Consider the following 16009-nt stretch of genomic DNA (forward strand, 5'->3'; position numbering starts at 1 on the left):
CAAGCTAGAAACTAGGAACTAGAGATGCCCCCAAAGAAGAAGAAGCTCGCCGGGCTCATCAAGCTGCAGATCCAGGCAGGTCAGGCTAACCCTGCACCTCCCGTGGGTCCCGCGCTCGGTCAGCACGGCGTGAACATCATGGAGTTCTGCAAGGCCTACAACGCGGCGACTGAGTCCCAGCGCGGCAACGTTGTGCCGGTCGAGATCTCGGTCTACGAAGACCGGACCTTCGATTTCAAGCTGAAGACCCCTCCCGCCGCCAAGCTGCTCCTCAAGGCAGCCGGCGTCGCCAAGGGCTCCGGCGAACCGCACAAGACCAAGGTTGCCTCGGTGACCATGGATCAGGTGCGCGAAATCGCGAAGACCAAGGCTGAAGACCTCAATGCCAATGACATCGAGCAGGCCGCGAAGATCATCGCCGGCACCGCTCGTTCCATGGGCATCACGGTCCAGGGCTGATAGTCCGCTCCACAGCATTACGTGGGAGGGCCGGCCAGGCCCCGACCACAACTGAACCATTCACCACTGCACAAATAATTCGCTGCAGTGACAAGTAAGGACAGAACAAATGGCAAAGCGCAGCAAGGCGTACCTCGCCGCCGCTGAGAAGATCGACGCAGACAAGCTCTACAGCCCGCTTCAGGCTGCAAAGCTCGCCAAGGAGACGTCGTCCACCAAGATGGATGCAACCGTTGAGGTTGCAGTTCGTCTGGGCGTCGACCCCCGTAAGGCTGACCAGATGGTCCGCGGAACGGTCAACCTGCCCCACGGCACCGGTAAGACCGCTCGCGTCATCGTGTTCGCTGTTGGAGAGAAGGCAGCAGAAGCCGAGGCTGCAGGCGCTGACGTAGTCGGTGCAGAAGACCTGATCGAGCGCATCCAGGGTGGATGGGTCGATTTCGACGCCGCAATCGCGACTCCTGATCAGATGGCCAAGGTCGGCCGCATCGCCCGTGTCCTCGGACCGCGTGGCCTGATGCCGAACCCGAAGACGGGCACCGTCACGGCGGATGTCACCAAGGCTGTCAACGACATCAAGGGCGGAAAGATCAACTTCCGCGTCGACAAGCAGGCCAACCTGCACTTCGTCATCGGCAAGGCATCGTTCGACGATGAGAAGCTGGTGGAGAACTACGGCGCAGCCCTGGACGAGATCCTGCGTGCGAAGCCCTCGTCGGCCAAGGGCCGCTACGTGAAGAAGATCACGGTCTCGACGACCACCGGTCCGGGCATCCCGGTGGATCCGAACCGTACTCGCAACCTCCTCGAGGATGCTGCAGACGCGTAAGCAGTCCGCATACGAACAAGAAGGCCGGCAGGGATCACTCCCTGCCGGCCTTCTTGTCGTTTCGGGAGAGGGTGATCCCTGCCGGTGGTATCGGTCCAACGGTGGTATCGATCTAACGGTGGCATCATCGGGGTATGCACGAAGCGTTCCAGTTCCTCGGAAACTTTTGGTGGCTGATCTTCGTATTCGGCGGCACCATCGGTGGGGCGCTGAAAGGTGTCGCGGTTGCCAACGAAAGGCGGATCGAGCGCCGGCAAGAGCGCTTCCGGCTCAAGCAGCAGACCAAGGTCGCCATCGCGCAGGCCAACGCGCAACATCACGCCGACGAAGAAACGCAGCGCCGAGAGCTGGCCAAGGCCATCGAGCAGCACGATGCGGTCGACGCCCGATGGTTCGCGTACGAGCTCGACCCGGTCACACTGCTCGACACCCCGATGATGACGGACATGCGCGAGCCTTTGACCGCCGAGTTTCATAGAGCCAAATATCGTGCCGATCTGCTTCGCCCAGGCAATCCGGAGACGATGATCGGCAACCAGCAGGCACAAACCGAGTACCGCGAGGCGGTGCACGCTTACGCGATCGCCTTCGAAATCGCGGAAGCTGAGGCGAAGCGCCGCCGACGGAGCGGATTCACCCTCGACGAACAAGAGCGCCTGGTAAGGGCGCAACGTCTGCTGCGACTGGCCATGGACGAGGGCGCGACGCCACAGGAACGTCAGAGTGCGTATCGGAAGGCCCACAAGGAACTCGATGGACTGCTGGTGTTGCCGGACCGAGCTCGGGCAGCAATCGAACACAAGATCGCCAGGGCCATCGGTGCTTGAAGAAACCGGGTGCGTGACGAACCCGATTTGGTTATGCAGCGAGCAGTCAGGTAGTCTTCGACGCGGAGTTCAGTGCTGGTTATGAACTTCACCCCAAAATCATGTTCTACCCAAGACCGTTGGTGATTGCACTCAGTGATGGGTGTGGTTGAAAGTCCGGGAGTGCCCGGCGGCCCACGTAGGTGAACGAGGTAGGGGGATAGCTTGATGTAGTGGTTCTACAGTTTGCCTGGTTATGCACTGCCTCGCTTTGCATCGTTACGCTGATTCGTAAGCCTCTTCTTCATGTTTCCTCTGTACGCCCCGTGCGCTTGCGCCGGGGCGTTTTGCATGTCGCGGACTGTGTCTTCTCGGGTTCACCCCGATGAGGTGCAGCGGTTCCTGAGTGGGACAACGACTGTCACGAGAGGAGGCGAAGTATGGCAAAGCCTGAGAAGGTTTCCGCAGTTGCGGAAATCACCGAGCAGTTCAAGGGTTCGACCGCCGCTGTGGTCACGGAATACCGTGGCCTTTCGGTTGGCAACATCACGACACTGCGACGCGCTCTCGGAGAAGGTGCCACCTACTCCGTCGCCAAGAACACCCTGGTCAAGCGTGCCGCCGCAGAGGCTGGCATCGAGGGCCTTGATGACCTGTTCGTTGGTCCGACCGCCATTGCATTCATCAAGGGCGAACCGGTCGACGCTGCGAAGGCTCTGAAGAACTTCGCTAAGGACAACAAGGCGCTCATCATCAAGGGCGGCTACATGGACGGCGCTGCGCTGTCCGTGGAAGAGGTCAACAAGATCGCGGATCTCGAATCCCGCGAAATCCTGTTGGCAAAGCTTGCCGGCGCGATGAAGGGCAACTTGGCAAAGGCCGCAGGCCTGTTCAATGCTCCCGCTTCGCAGATGGCCCGTCTGGCCGCTGCCCTGCAGGAGAAGAAGGCTGCAGAAGGCGGAGCCGCAGAGGCCCCCGCAGAGGCTGCCACCGAGGCTCCGGCCGAGGCCGAAGCCGAAAGCTGATCCGCACCCGCGCATCACTGCTATAACCCCGCCCGGTCGCGGATCAGCGACATGGGACTTACAGGAAGGACCGCCACAATGGCGAAGCTCAGCACCGAAGAGTTGTTGGACCAGTTCAAGGAGCTCACCCTCCTCGAGCTCTCGGAGTTCGTTAAGGCATTCGAGGAGACCTTCGAGGTCACCGCTGCTGCTCCCGTCGCCGTCGCCGCTGCAGGCGCACCGGCTGCCGGCGCAGAAGCTGCTGAAGAGCAGGACGAGTTCGACGTCGTCCTCGAGTCGGCTGGCGACAAGAAGATCCAGGTCATCAAGGTCGTCCGTGAGGTCGTTTCCGGCCTCGGCCTGAAGGAAGCCAAGGATCTCGTCGAGAGCGCTCCGAAGGCCATCCTCGAGAAGGTTGCCAAGGACGCCGCAGAGGCTGCCAAGGAAAAGCTCGAAGCTGCCGGCGCAAAGATCGTCATCAAGTAAGACGGTTTTCCCGCTGCTCTTCGCGAGTAGTAACGAAGAGGGCCACTCCCCACGGGGAGTGGCCCTCTTTTTTTGAACTTTTTTCGCGGGTGATATGCCGGAATTCATGCAGGTGGGAGGGGTGTCCGAACTAGGCTGTGATCTGAATTATGCTTCTTCCCTACTCGTTAGTAGTATTCGCAGTCACGGGTACCACTCCCATGCGATAGAGTGACCCAACCCACACGGGTGCATGCATGCAACGGACGTCGCGGAGGTAATGGTGGGAGTCGAGGTAGCGGTACAAGGACTGACAAAGTCTTTCGGGTCGCAGAGGATTTGGCAGGACGTGTCGTTGACACTTCCCGCGGGTGAGGTCAGCGCACTGCTCGGGCCTTCGGGTACCGGTAAGTCGGTGTTCCTGAAGTCCCTGATCGGACTGCTCCGCCCTGAACAAGGCTCCATCGTCATCGACGGCACGGACATCCTGCAGTGCTCCTCCAAGGAGCTCTACGAGATCCGCAAGCTGTTCGGCGTTCTCTTCCAGGACGGCGCACTGTTCGGCTCGATGAACTTGTACGACAACATCGCCTTCCCGCTTCGTGAGCACACCAAGAAGTCGGAATCCGATATCCGCAAGATCGTGATGGAGAAGTTGGACCTCACGGGTCTGGTCGGCGCCGAGGACAAGCTTCCCGGTGAGATCTCCGGCGGTATGCGCAAGCGTGCCGGTCTGGCGCGTGCACTCGTTCTCGATCCCGAGATCATCCTCGTCGACGAGCCCGACTCCGGTCTGGATCCGGTGCGTACGACGTACATCAGCCAAACGCTGATCGACATCAACGCCCAGTCGGACGCGACGATTCTGATCGTCTCGCACAACATCAACCTCGCACGCACGGTGCCGGACAACATCGGCATGCTCTTCCGTCGTCAGTTGGTGATGTTCGGTCCTCGTGAGGTGCTGCTCACCTCGGACGAGCCCGTCGTCAAGCAGTTCCTCAACGGAACGATGATCGGTCCGATCGGTATGTCAGAGGAGAAGGACGAGGCTCAGATGGCGCACGAGCAGGCGCTCGTCGACGCCGGTCACCACGCCGGTGGTGTCGACGACGTCGAGGGCATCGTGCCGCAGATGAAGGCCACCCCCGGAAACCCGGAGCGTCAGGCTGTTCGTCGTCGCCAGGAGCGGGTCCGTCAGATCATGCACACCCTCCCAGCTAACGCACAGGCGGCGATTCAGGACAGCCTCGACGAGGTTGACGGAACTGGGCAGTACGATCCCCAGTACGCCGAAGCGAGCGGCTATCAGGGGGAGTGGAACGACAACTCGCAAGACACGCAGGTCATTCCTGCATACGAGGGCGATCCCTACGGAAACACGACACACGGGCAAGGGTAGGCATATCGGATGGGGGTTACCCGCAACTCGGTTCTGAGTCCGGTCAACGGAGCATTAACTCAGGCCGGAAACATCGTCGAACTGTTTGTCGACGTCGTCAGGAATACGTTCCGGCGTCCATTTCAGTTCCGTGAGTTCATCGAGCAGGCCTGGTTCATCGCCAGCGTGACAATTTTGCCGACGGCATTGGTAGCCATCCCTTTCGGCGCCGTCGTCTCACTGCAGACCGGTTCGCTGATCAAGCAGTTGGGTGCAGAATCGTTCACCGGCGCTGCCAGCGTCCTGGCGGTGATCCAGCAGGGTAGCCCCCTGGTGACAGCGTTGCTGGTCGCCGGTGCGGCCGGATCGGCCGTGACGGCCGATCTCGGTTCTCGAACCATCCGTGAAGAGATCGACGCGATGGAAGTCCTCGGAATCAATCCGATTCAGCGCCTGGTGGTTCCGCGTGTACTCGCGATGGTGCTGATCGCTGTTCTGCTCAACGGACTGGTGTCCGTCGTCGGTATCGCGGGTGGTTACTTCTTCAACGTGATCCTGCAGGGCGGTAACCCCGGTGCCTACATCTCGTCGTTCTCAGCTTTTGCGCAGCTACCGGACATTTGGAGCGGTGAGATCAAAGCCGCGGTGTTCGGTGTCATCGCTGGTGTGATCTCCGCGTACAAGGGACTCCACCCGTCCGGTGGCCCGAAGGGCGTCGGTGAGGCGGTGAACCAGGCCGTCGTCATCACGTTCCTGCTGTTGTTCTTCGCCAATCTGATTCTGACGATGGTGTACCTCCAGATCGTGCCGGCGAAGGGATCTTGACCTAAATGACCATCGCACGAGGCCGCGGCGATCAGTTCCTGCTGAAGAGTCGCAAAGTAGCCAGAATTCCAGTGAACGCGTTGGACCGCGCGGGCGAGCAGATGTCGTTCTACGCGCGCGCCATCGCGTGGACCCCGCGCACCCTGCATCGGTATCGGAAGGAGACGCTTCGACTACTCGCCGAAGTGACCTTCGGTAGCGGTGCGCTCGCAGTGATCGGCGGAACCATCGGCGTCATCGCGATGATGTCCGGATTCACCGGTGTCGTCGTCGGCCTCCAGGGCTTCGCCGCTCTGGAGCAGTTGGGTAGCTCGGTCCTGACCGGCTTCCTCTCCGCATACGTCAACACCCGTGAGATCGCTCCGATCGTTGCGGCTCTTGCGCTCTCGGCCACGGTTGGTTGTGGCTTCACCGCCCAACTCGGTGCCATGCGTATCTCCGAAGAGATCGACGCGCTCGAGGTCATGGCAGTTCCGTCGGTGCCGTTCCTGGTCACGACGCGCATGATCGCCGGCTTCGTCGCCGTCATCCCGCTGTACATCGTGGGTCTGCTTGCGGCGTACCTCGCCTCGAGAGTGATCAGCACGGTCTTCAACGGGCAGTCGACGGGTTCCTACGACCACTACTTCAACCTGTTCCTGCCACCGCAGGACGTGCTGTATTCGTTTGCGAAAGTCCTGGTATTCGCCTTCGTGCTGATCCTGATCCACTGCTACTACGGGTTCCATGCCTCAGGTGGTCCCGCAGGTGTCGGCGTGGCCGTCGGCCGCGCTGTTCGCGCCGCAATCGTGACGATCGCCGTTCTCGACTTCTTCCTCAGCCTCGCAATCTGGGGCACCACGACGACAGTGAGGGTGGCCGGATGATCGAGGCTCCGTCAGTCCTGCGCCGCCGTGTGCTCGGACTCGTGTTCTTCGTGGTGTTGGCATTGTTCCTGGCCTTCACCATCGGAACCTTCAACAAGACGTTCAAGGACGTCGTGAAGATCGACCTCGTGACCGACACAGTCGGAAATGCGTTGCCACCCAACGCGGACGTCAAGGTCCGTGGGCTGCTGGTCGGCGAGGTGCGATCCGCGTCGACGAAAGACGGCCAGGTCACCTCGGTCCTCGCGATCGAGCCGGACAAGGCTGATCTCATTCCGTCCAACGTCACGGCGCGTCTGCTCCCGAAGACGCTTTTCGGTGAGCGCTACGTCTCCCTGATCATTCCGGAGGGAACCACCGCGACCCCGATTTCCGCGGGAACGGTGATCCACCAGGACAAGAGCGGCAATGCTGTCGAGGTCGGCGACGTTCTGGACGGACTGCTCCCACTTCTGCAGGCGATTCCGCCGCAGGATCTGGCGAACACTCTCGGTTCTCTCGCGCAGGGTCTGACGGGACGCGGCGCCGAGCTCGGTCTGACGGTCGATCGTCTCGAGGAGATCTTCCGCGGCGTCAATACCGAACTGCCCGCGGTGCAAGAGGATCTGCGCAAGTTCGCGGACTTCTCCCAGACGTACTCGGACGCTGCGCCCGATCTGATCAACGCTCTCGACAATCTGCGGACCACGGGTAACACGGTGGTGCAGAAGCAGGACCAGTTGCGGACACTGCTGGCGTCGCTCACCGTGACATCGTCTGACACCGCAGCCTTCCTCGAAGCGAACTCGTCCTCGATCATCACGCTCGCTGCGGATTCGAAGGAAGCTCTCCAGCTTCTGGCCCAGTACTCTCCGACCTTCGGGTGCACGTTCAAGGGCTTCTCGGACACCGCTCCGGAAGCTGCCAAGATCCTGTCCACCGACGCGCCCAATCCTGGTGTGCGTGCGAGTATTCAGATCGTGAACCCCAAGGGGCGCTACCTGCCCAACCAGGACGAGCCACGGCTCGTCGACAACCGCGGCCCGGTTTGCTACGACAACGTCACCGAGCCCGGTCGTCCGTTCCCGCAGTACCCCGGCGGTTCGTACGGTGACGGTTCCTACCAGGTTCCTTCCCGCAATCCAGGTCCCGCCACCATGGAATTCCTGCCTGCACCCGAGGGCTCCGGACCTCAGTTGTTCTCGACCAACAACAGCGGTCCGGCTCAGCAGGCCGGCTACGCGGGCTCGAAACTCGAAGAGGATACGTTGAAGGTGATCTACGGACAGGCCAACGGTGTTGCGCCGGACGATGTTCCGGCGTGGACCACGATGGTCAGCGCTCCGGCATTCGCAGGTGCGGAGGTGAGCGTCCAATGAGAGGACTCGCAGCTCCGCTGACAAAGCTCATCATCTTCGTTGTGGTGACGGTCCTGGCGACAGGACTGCTGGCAGCCAGTATCGCCAACCTCGGCGGCGGTGGCGGCACCAAGTTCAACGCCGTCTTCTCCGACGTCACTTCGTTGAACGAGGGCGACGAGGTCCGCATTGCCGGTGTTCGTGTCGGCCAGGTCGAGAAGATTGCCATCGTCAACGACAACCAGGCCGAGGTCCAGTTCTCGGTGTCCGACCGTGATTGGTTGCCGGCCAGTTCCATCGCCACCATCCGGTTCCGCAACCTGGTGGGGCAGCGGTACATCTCGCTCTCGCAAGGTGAAGGCAGCCAAGGCAAGAAGATCACCGGCGGCGATACCCTGCCGCTGTCTCAGACGCGCCCGGCAGTCAACCTCACGACACTCTTCAACGGCTTCAAGCCGCTGTTCACCACCCTGAGCGCGGACGACGTCAACAAGCTGTCGTACCAGATCATCCAGGTCTTCCAAGGCGAATCGGGCACCATCAGTGAGCTCGTGCGCAACACCGCGAGCCTGACCAACACCGTCGCGGACAAGGACGCGGTCATCGGCGCGGTGATCAAGAACCTCAACGACGTTCTCGACACCGTCAACGCGAACGACAAGAACCTCGATTCACTGATCGTCAACACCCAGCAACTCGTCACCGGGTTGGCCAACGAGCGTGGGGTGGTCGGTTCGGCCGTCACCTCACTCGCCGGCCTGACCGACGCGACGGCAGACCTGCTCGAGCCGACGCGGCCGTCGATTCAGGGCTCGATCACGGCGCTCAACACATTGGCGACCACACTCAATCGTCGGAGTGACGACGTCAACGCGGTGCTCGAGACCTTGCCGGTCAAGCTCGAGAAGCTCGCACGCGTAGCGAGCTACGGTTCCTGGTTCCAGTTCTATCTGTGCGGAATCGACATCGTTGCCGGTCCAGGACAGTCTGCGTCGCTGAATCTGCCCACCGGCCTGCCGACGGTCAATCAGCCGATTTACACCAACGCGGCCACGCGATGCACTCAAGACGGTATGAGGGAGTTGCAAGGTCGATGAGTAAACGTCGCAGTCCGGCAATGGCCGGAGCCATCGGTATCTTCGTGGTGTTGCTGGCCACTTTGTCCGCGTTCTTCCTCGATTCGCTTCCGTTCGTGGGAGCAGGCTCGTCCTACTCCGCCGAGTTCTCCGAAGCCGCGGGTCTCAAGCCTGGTAACGAGGTTCGTATCGCCGGCGTGAAGGTCGGCAAGGTCACTTCCGTCGATCTCGACGGTGACCGTGTTCTCGTCGACTTCAAGGTCAGTGACGCGTGGGTGGGAGATCAAACCTCTGCGTCCATTCAGATCAAGACCATTCTGGGACAGAAGTACCTCGCACTAGATCCGCGCGGAACCGACAACCTCGATCCCAAGGATCGGATTCCGCTCGAGCGCACCACATCTCCGTACGACGTCGTTCAGGCCTTCTCGGCAGCGGCAGACACCGTCGGCGACATCGACACCGACCAGTTGGCGAAGAGCATGGAGACGTTGTCCCAGGCATTCTCCGAGACACCTGGCGATGTCCGCGCTTCGCTCGACGGTGTCAGTCGGCTGTCGCAGACGATCGCGAGCCGCGATCAGGACTTGCAGAAGCTCTTCGCCGCCACCGGGAAGACGTCGCAGATTCTTGCTGACCGCAACAAGGAATTCACCCAGCTGATCCGAGACGGTGGACTACTGGTGCAGGAACTCAACAATCGCCAGCAAGCGATTTCGCAGCTGCTCACCGGAACCCAACGCGTCTCTCAGCAGCTCACCGGTCTCGTTCGTGACAACGAGGCGGCAATCGGGCCGGCGCTGACGCAGCTCAACGGCGTCATCGACATCCTGAAGGCAAACAACGAGAACCTGGACAAGGCACTGAAGCTCTACGAACCCTTCATTCGCTTGTATGCCAACGTGGTCGGCAACGGCCGTTGGTTCGACCAGGTCGTCGTGAACCTCCTTCCGCCGGGTCTACCGGACATTCCGGGCTACCGTGACCCCGTTCGTACGTTGGGAGGCAACTGATGGCTGATACTGCCGAAGCCGGAAGCGGCTCCAAGAAGCGCTCGGTCGCGATCATCGCCGCTGTTCTGATCGGGTTACTCGTAATCGGTGGCGCGCTGTGGTGGGTGTTCACTCGCGCCGGTACCACCAAGATCACCGCCTACTTCGACAAGTCGGTGGGTATCTACGACGGCTCCGACGTTCGTGTTCTCGGTGTCAAGGTCGGCACCGTCGAATCCGTCGAACCCCAGGGAGATCAGGTCAAGGTCGAGCTGCGTGTCGATCGTGGGATCGACATTCCCGCGGGTGCCAGTGCCGCTCAGATCACGCCGTCGGTGGTTGCCGACCGCTACATCCAGCTGACACCGGTCTTCACCGGCGGCGACAAGATGGCCAGCGGTGCAGTAATTCCGATCGAGAAGACGGCGACGCCCGTCGAGGTCGACCAGTTGTACTCCAGCATCGACGAACTCGCGTCGGCGCTCGGTCCTGAAGGTGCCAACAAGAACGGAGCACTGTCCGATTTCGTCGAGACAGGTGCGGCCAACCTCGAGGGCAACGGTGAAGCGTTGGGAGACAGCATCACCAACCTCTCGGATGCCGCACGGACGCTCAATGATTCGCGTGACAACATCTCGCTCACCATCAAGAACCTGGATACTTTTGTGGGCGCTCTCGCGGCCAACGATCAGCAGGTGCGCCAGTTCAACACTCAGTTGTCGGACCTGACCGGATTCTTGGCAGGTGAGCGCGACGATCTCGGTGCCGCTCTGAACCAGCTCTCGATTGCTCTCGGCGACGTCGCGAAGTTCGTGGCCGACAACCGCGATCAGTTGGTCCAGACAACCGAGGGTCTCGTCGAACCGACACAGACATTGGCGAACAACAAGGAAGCACTGGCCAACACGCTCACCATGCTTCCGCTGGCGATCTCCAACTTGGTCAACTCGTACGACGCCGAATCAGGTGTGCTGGCTTCACGTCTGGCGTTCCCTGATCTTCAGAACCCGGCCGGAGTGCTCTGCAAGTTGATGGACCTCGGCAAACTGTTGCCCGGTGATCCGCGGTTCGAGGCGTTGGGACGGCAGATGCAACCGGCCATCGACCAGTGCGCAAACGTCGCAGCGATGACCGACGCAGCCAATCAGGCTGCAGGCCTGAACCTTCCCTTCGGCATCCTTGCCGGTTCCGAACGACAGATGCAGGTAGTTCCGGGCACTGTGCCCGGCGTCGTGTCACCGCGACTGACCAGTGGAAACGGGGAGGGCGAGTGAAGCGTTCGTTGATAGTCGGCGCCGGATTGTGCGCCGTCCTGATCTCGGCAACCGCCTGCTCGTCCGAGGGGATCTACGCTGTCCCGCTTCCCGGCGGTCCTGATGTGGGTTCCGATCCGATGCACTTGACCATTCAGTTCGACGACGTGCTCGACTTGGTTCCGCAGTCCGCTGTGAAGGTCGACGGCGTTCCCGTCGGTCGAGTCGACGACGTGTCGGTCGGACCGGACGGATGGACCGCGGACGTCGGAATCATCCTCGACTCGTCGGTTGATCTGCCCGCCAACGCAATTGCCGCGGTCGAGCAGACCAACCTGCTCGGCGAGAAGTTCATCCAGCTGTCGGCCCCGCCGTCCGGACCGGACTCTGCGAAGCTGGCCGACGGTGACCTCATTCCGCTGGATCGCACTCGCCACGCCACGGAGATCGAGCAGGTTCTCGGCGCATTGTCGCTGCTGCTCAACGGCGGCGGTGTGGGCCAGTTGCAGCCCATCGTCGAAGAACTCGGTGCCGCGTTCGACGGTCGCGAAGGCAAGACGAGAAGTCTTCTGGAGCAGGCGAACACACTCATCGGTGGACTCAACGAGCAGCGTGACGACATCACACGCGCCCTCGACGGCCTGGATGTGCTCTCGACTCGCGTCAACGATCAGAACGAGAAGATCGGGAAGATTCTCGAGGAACTCCCCGTTGCGACACAGGTTCTCAACGAGCAGCGTCCGCAGCTGACGCAGATGCTCGCTCAGGTGGATCGACTCGGAACAGTGGGAACCGACGTCCTCACACAGTCCAAGGACGATCTGATCGCTGATCTTCAGGCTCTGCGTCCGACGCTGCAGGCGCTCGCAGACTCCGGTGACGACTTCGTGGGGGCACTTCCGTTCCTTCCGACGTTCCCGTTCCCGGACGGTGTCGAGAAGATTGCACAGGGTGGTTCCGTCAACCTCTTCCTGAGTGTCGACCTGCAGATCGGCAATACACTCTCGGGTCTCGGTGTCGGGCAGGGAGAACCGGAATACCGCCAGCCCAAGTTCGGCAATCCCAAGCCGGTGGTCGACCCCTCCAACCCGTACTACAACGGCAACGGGCCGCGACCGGGGTGGCCGACAGTGTCACTGCTGCCGATCGCTCCGATCCTGCCGCAGGTTCCCGTTGTCGCCGGCCTTCCCGCCACAACAGCGGGTGACCCGGCAACGCCGGCGCCCGCGGCGAACCCACTCAACCCCATCCAGGGAATGCTGGAACAGTTCGGAATCGGCGGTGATGGACAGTGAGATCAGCTCTGGTCAGATGGCAGCTCGTCGGCTTTGTCGTGGTTGCGCTCCTGGGTCTCATCTACGTCGGCGCCAAGTACGTGCGCCTGGACAACCTCATGGGGTTCGGTCAGTACACGGTCAAGACCGAATTGGCCACGTCCGGTGGAATTTTCACCAACGCCGAGGTGACGTATCGCGGCGTGCCGGTCGGGCGAGTGGGCGACATGTCGTTGACCGAGGACGGAATTCAGGTCGACCTGAAGATCGACAACAGTGCTCCGGAGATTCCCGCGTCGGCCCGTGCCGTCGTGGCCAACCGCTCCGCCATCGGTGAGCAGTACGTCGACCTTCAGCCCGATACCGACCAGGGACCGTTTCTCGAGGACGGCTCGGTGATCGCGGTGGGGGACACCACAACTCCGATCCCGATCGAGGATGTGCTGACCAGTGCCAACGGCTTGGTCAAGTCCGTGCCCGTCGACGCGCTCCACACCGTCGCCGTCGAACTCGGTGCAGCGTTCAACGGTAAGGGCGAGGACATTCAGGTCCTGGCCGATTCGCTGTCCGGTCTCTCGCAGTCCGGGCTCGACACTCTGCCTCAGACGCTCGCGCTGATTCGGAACAGTGAGACGGTATTGACGACGCAGTCGGATCAGTCCTCCGCGATCAAGCAGTTCAGTACCGATCTCGATGCTGTCACAGCGCAGCTGCGGACCAGTGATCCGGATATCCGTCGCTTGATCGACAACGGCATCCCGGCCAGCGATCAGATCGGTGCTCTCATCAACGAGGCGGGCCCGAGCCTGACGACTGACCTGACCAATCTTGCCGCGACCACCGAGACGCTTGCGCCGCGAACGATCGCGCTGCAGCCGTTCCTGATCTTCCTTCCCGGCCTGGCCGCTGCCGCACCGACGGTTGCTCCCGGCGACGGAACGGTCCATCAGGGCTTGGTGCTGGAGACCAACAATCCGCTCTCGTGCACGGTGGGTTACGAAGGCACCATGGCGATCCTGGACGAGATGAAGCGTCAGAATCCCAATTTCGACGACACCCAGCAGGACTTCCCGCTCAACACCGCCGCGTCGTGTGAGACGCCGCTGGGCAGCGAGACGGGCGTCCGCAGTGCCAACCGCGTGGTGTACGCCGATCCCGACACGATCCAGCCTTGGGACTTCAAGCCGAAGGTCGATCCGGACAAGTTGAACCTCAACCCGATCGCGACGCAGTTGGCGCCGTTGCTCGGAGTGACACCGAAGTAGACCGATCCGAATGTGGTCGAGTTTGTGCAGTTCAGGCTACTGAGTTGTGGCAGTTGACGATTCGCGGCCAGAGGCTGGGCAAAACAGGTAAGTAGGGTAGTGAGTGTGATTCAGAGAAACAGTTCCCCGCAGTCCGGCGGGCCCGAGCAAGTCGAATCGGGAGCGCCGACAACCGGTAGACCGAAGGGGCTGACAGCGTCTCTGATTGCGGTCGGTGTCTTGCTTCTGGCGGCAGTGGTTGCGCTCGGTGTGTTCGGCGTCCCGTACGTTCGGGCGCTCACCACCGACCGCACCACCGCCGAGATGCGTGACGACGCGCTTATCGGTGCGCAGCAAGTCGCGATCAACCTCAACAACGCGGATTCGGCCAATCTCGACCAGTCGATCGAGAACATGCGTTCTTCGGTGACCGGTGACGAGATGACGACGTATCTGCAGACCGTTCAGGATTCCATCACAGACGAGTTGCGTAACTCGGGCTCGAAGGCTGACACCGAAGTCGTTCAGTCCGCGCTGACCGAGCTCAATACCGATGACCGGACCGCCACGGCACTGGTCGTCGTTCGAGTCACCACGACCCAGGGCAACCAGTTCGTCAAGAATCAGCTCGGCATGCGGCTGGGCATGGTCGAGGTCGACGGGGTCTGGAAGGCTCAGTCGGCTGATCCGATCGGCTCTCGGCTCGATCTCGGCTCCGGCACCCTGCCGGCCACCGACGGCTCCACGCCTGCTCCTGACGCAACGCCCGCACCCGGTTCGGGGACCGAGGCACCTGCCTCCGGTGCTCCCGCACCGACAACCGAGGGTGGTGATTCCGGTGGCCAGTAGTTCGTCGAACCTGCACACCGACATCCCTCGAAGGAGAAGCGCGTAATGCCACCCAAACGTCGTACCGGCGGACCGTCCTCCCCGCAGAACCGTCGGCCGAAGATCGCGGGAAGCGCTCGCTCGCTCAACGTCCCCGCGGGGACGTCCGATTCGGATCCGGTCGAGCCCACGATCGAACAGCCGGAAGAAGAAACACAGGAGGCTGTGAAGCCGGAGGTTGCGAAGCCGACGCTCACGAAGGCAGAGTCCGGAGAAATCGAGCCGCCGAAGACGGAAACCGACGCTCCGGAATCCACACCGGGCCCCGATCTGACCAAACCGGCGAAAACCGTCGCAGACGAGCCCAAGGCCCCTGCTACCCCGGAGACGGGCGCGGGGGAGTCGGCGACAACACCTACACAATCCAAGGCCGGTTGGCGCCTGGTCGCGATCCTGGGGGCCGCAGCGGTCATCGTCGCGATCCTCGCCGGCATCGCCTTCTTCAAAGTCGGCGCGAAGACGGACGACATCGCCTGGGTGGACGAAGGCGCCACGGCTGAGGTTCTTCGTGTGACGCCGTCGGCGTTGGCTGCAGTCTTCACGTTTTCTCCCGACACCTTCGACGCCGATTTCGACAAGGGTGTCCAGGGCCTGAACCAGTCGATGCGCGATCAGCTGACGCAGTACAAGGACACGCAGAAGGCCGGCGTCGAACAAACCCAGACGGCAACGACCGCTGATGTCCCGCTGATCGGGATCACACGGCTCGAGAAGGACCGGGCGCAGTTGCTCGCCCAACTGAACGTCAGCTCGACGCAGAACGGCGTGGCGGCAGACTCTCGCTCCGGAATGGTCATCGTGAGTCTGGAGAAGCAGGATGGAAACTGGCTGATCTCGGAGATTCGCGACCAGTAGCTCGGAGATTCGCGACCAGTAGCACCTGCGCACCAGCGCGAAGATCTGGATCGACGCACGATGTCGGTCCAGATTTTTCGTATGTGACGCCGTTGCTGGCTACACTCCCGGTGGCAGTGTTCGAATGCGCGTCACGAATGTTCGAATGCTGCGACACGCGCTCTCGCCCTTGACGGAGCGGTCCGCAAGGTCCACTCTGATCGGTGAACATGCACGGACGAGTGATCGGCAGTCTCACGTCAGTATCTGAATTCGACCCTCAGTTACACCCGACTCGACATTTCCAGAGTAAGGGTGTACTTTTGGACGTTGCGCTGGCTGCCTCCTGTCCACCCCTCGTCTCAACCGCTGCGAAGTCAAGTACTTCTTGCTTTCTGCGACGGGTTTCGTTCGGGTTGTAACCAGCGAAATTCGAAGCAGATACAGCGGCGGTCGCAACAGCACGGAGCGGCCCG

General features: G+C 61.6%; 16 protein-coding genes. All 16 read left to right on the forward strand.

All coding sequences use genetic code 11. The annotated features are described in order from the left end of the window. The first annotated feature begins 24 nt into the window (after positions 1-24). The 16 genes from rplK to ACYP01_RS08545 all read left to right on the forward strand — a co-directional run bounded on the left by rplK (position 25) and on the right by ACYP01_RS08545 (position 15554). Positions 25-459 carry a 50S ribosomal protein L11 gene (rplK, locus tag ACYP01_RS08470; protein WP_003941896.1) on the forward strand — a complete coding sequence of 145 codons (435 nt, stop codon included), beginning with the start codon at positions 25-27 and terminating at the stop codon, positions 457-459. A 109-nt stretch (positions 460-568) separates the two neighbouring features. Next, on the forward strand, positions 569-1288 hold the full coding sequence (rplA, locus tag ACYP01_RS08475; protein ID WP_003941982.1) for a 50S ribosomal protein L1: 720 nt from the start codon (positions 569-571) through the stop codon (positions 1286-1288). Between the two features lie 134 nt (positions 1289-1422). Further along, positions 1423-2115, forward strand: coding sequence for a hypothetical protein (locus tag ACYP01_RS08480; protein WP_283552066.1), 693 nt, complete (start codon positions 1423-1425; stop codon positions 2113-2115). Between the two features lie 419 nt (positions 2116-2534). Further along, positions 2535-3119, forward strand: coding sequence for a 50S ribosomal protein L10 (gene rplJ, locus ACYP01_RS08485; protein ID WP_003942074.1), 585 nt, complete (start codon positions 2535-2537; stop codon positions 3117-3119). 78 nt (positions 3120-3197) lie between these two features. Further along, entirely contained in the window at positions 3198-3584 is a 387-nt protein-coding gene (gene rplL, locus ACYP01_RS08490; RefSeq protein ID WP_003941857.1) for a 50S ribosomal protein L7/L12, read from the forward strand. Between the two features lie 259 nt (positions 3585-3843). Next, positions 3844-4965, forward strand: coding sequence for an ABC transporter ATP-binding protein (locus ACYP01_RS08495; RefSeq protein ID WP_007728450.1), 1122 nt, complete (start codon positions 3844-3846; stop codon positions 4963-4965). Positions 4966-4974: 9 nt separating this feature from the next. Continuing rightward, positions 4975-5769 (forward strand): MlaE family ABC transporter permease, encoded by a 795-nt coding sequence (locus ACYP01_RS08500; protein WP_003942038.1) that lies wholly within the window; start codon positions 4975-4977, stop codon positions 5767-5769. A gap of 5 nt (positions 5770-5774) precedes the next feature. Then, on the forward strand, positions 5775-6635 hold the full coding sequence (locus tag ACYP01_RS08505; RefSeq protein WP_003941894.1) for an MlaE family ABC transporter permease: 861 nt from the start codon (positions 5775-5777) through the stop codon (positions 6633-6635). Next, positions 6632-7993 carry an MCE family protein gene (locus tag ACYP01_RS08510; RefSeq protein WP_003942007.1) on the forward strand — a complete coding sequence of 454 codons (1362 nt, stop codon included), beginning with the start codon at positions 6632-6634 and terminating at the stop codon, positions 7991-7993. Before ACYP01_RS08505 ends, ACYP01_RS08510 begins: the two co-directional genes overlap by 4 nt. Beyond that, positions 7990-9069, forward strand: a complete 1080-nt coding sequence (locus tag ACYP01_RS08515) for an MCE family protein (protein WP_003941932.1) — start codon at positions 7990-7992, stop codon at positions 9067-9069. The genes ACYP01_RS08510 and ACYP01_RS08515 overlap by 4 nt, the downstream gene beginning before the upstream one ends. Continuing rightward, on the forward strand, positions 9066-10061 hold the full coding sequence (locus ACYP01_RS08520) for an MCE family protein (protein ID WP_003942053.1): 996 nt from the start codon (positions 9066-9068) through the stop codon (positions 10059-10061). Before ACYP01_RS08515 ends, ACYP01_RS08520 begins: the two co-directional genes overlap by 4 nt. After that, on the forward strand, positions 10061-11314 hold the full coding sequence (locus tag ACYP01_RS08525) for an MCE family protein (protein ID WP_003941941.1): 1254 nt from the start codon (positions 10061-10063) through the stop codon (positions 11312-11314). The genes ACYP01_RS08520 and ACYP01_RS08525 overlap by 1 nt, the downstream gene beginning before the upstream one ends. Then, complete coding sequence (locus ACYP01_RS08530; protein ID WP_003941859.1) at positions 11311-12588, forward strand: MCE family protein; 1278 nt, start codon at positions 11311-11313, stop codon at positions 12586-12588. The genes ACYP01_RS08525 and ACYP01_RS08530 overlap by 4 nt, the downstream gene beginning before the upstream one ends. Next, on the forward strand, positions 12585-13832 hold the full coding sequence (locus ACYP01_RS08535; RefSeq protein ID WP_007728444.1) for an MCE family protein: 1248 nt from the start codon (positions 12585-12587) through the stop codon (positions 13830-13832). The genes ACYP01_RS08530 and ACYP01_RS08535 overlap by 4 nt, the downstream gene beginning before the upstream one ends. Before the next feature lie 99 nt (positions 13833-13931). Beyond that, the gene (locus ACYP01_RS08540; protein WP_007728440.1) at positions 13932-14660 is read left to right on the forward strand and encodes a hypothetical protein; all 729 of its coding nucleotides are present in this window, start codon (positions 13932-13934) and stop codon (positions 14658-14660) included. A gap of 45 nt (positions 14661-14705) precedes the next feature. Next, complete coding sequence (locus ACYP01_RS08545; protein WP_064113963.1) at positions 14706-15554, forward strand: superantigen-like protein SSL4; 849 nt, start codon at positions 14706-14708, stop codon at positions 15552-15554. The last annotated feature ends 455 nt before the right edge of the window (positions 15555-16009 follow it).

Source organism: Rhodococcus sp. no. 34 (assembly GCF_054589475.1).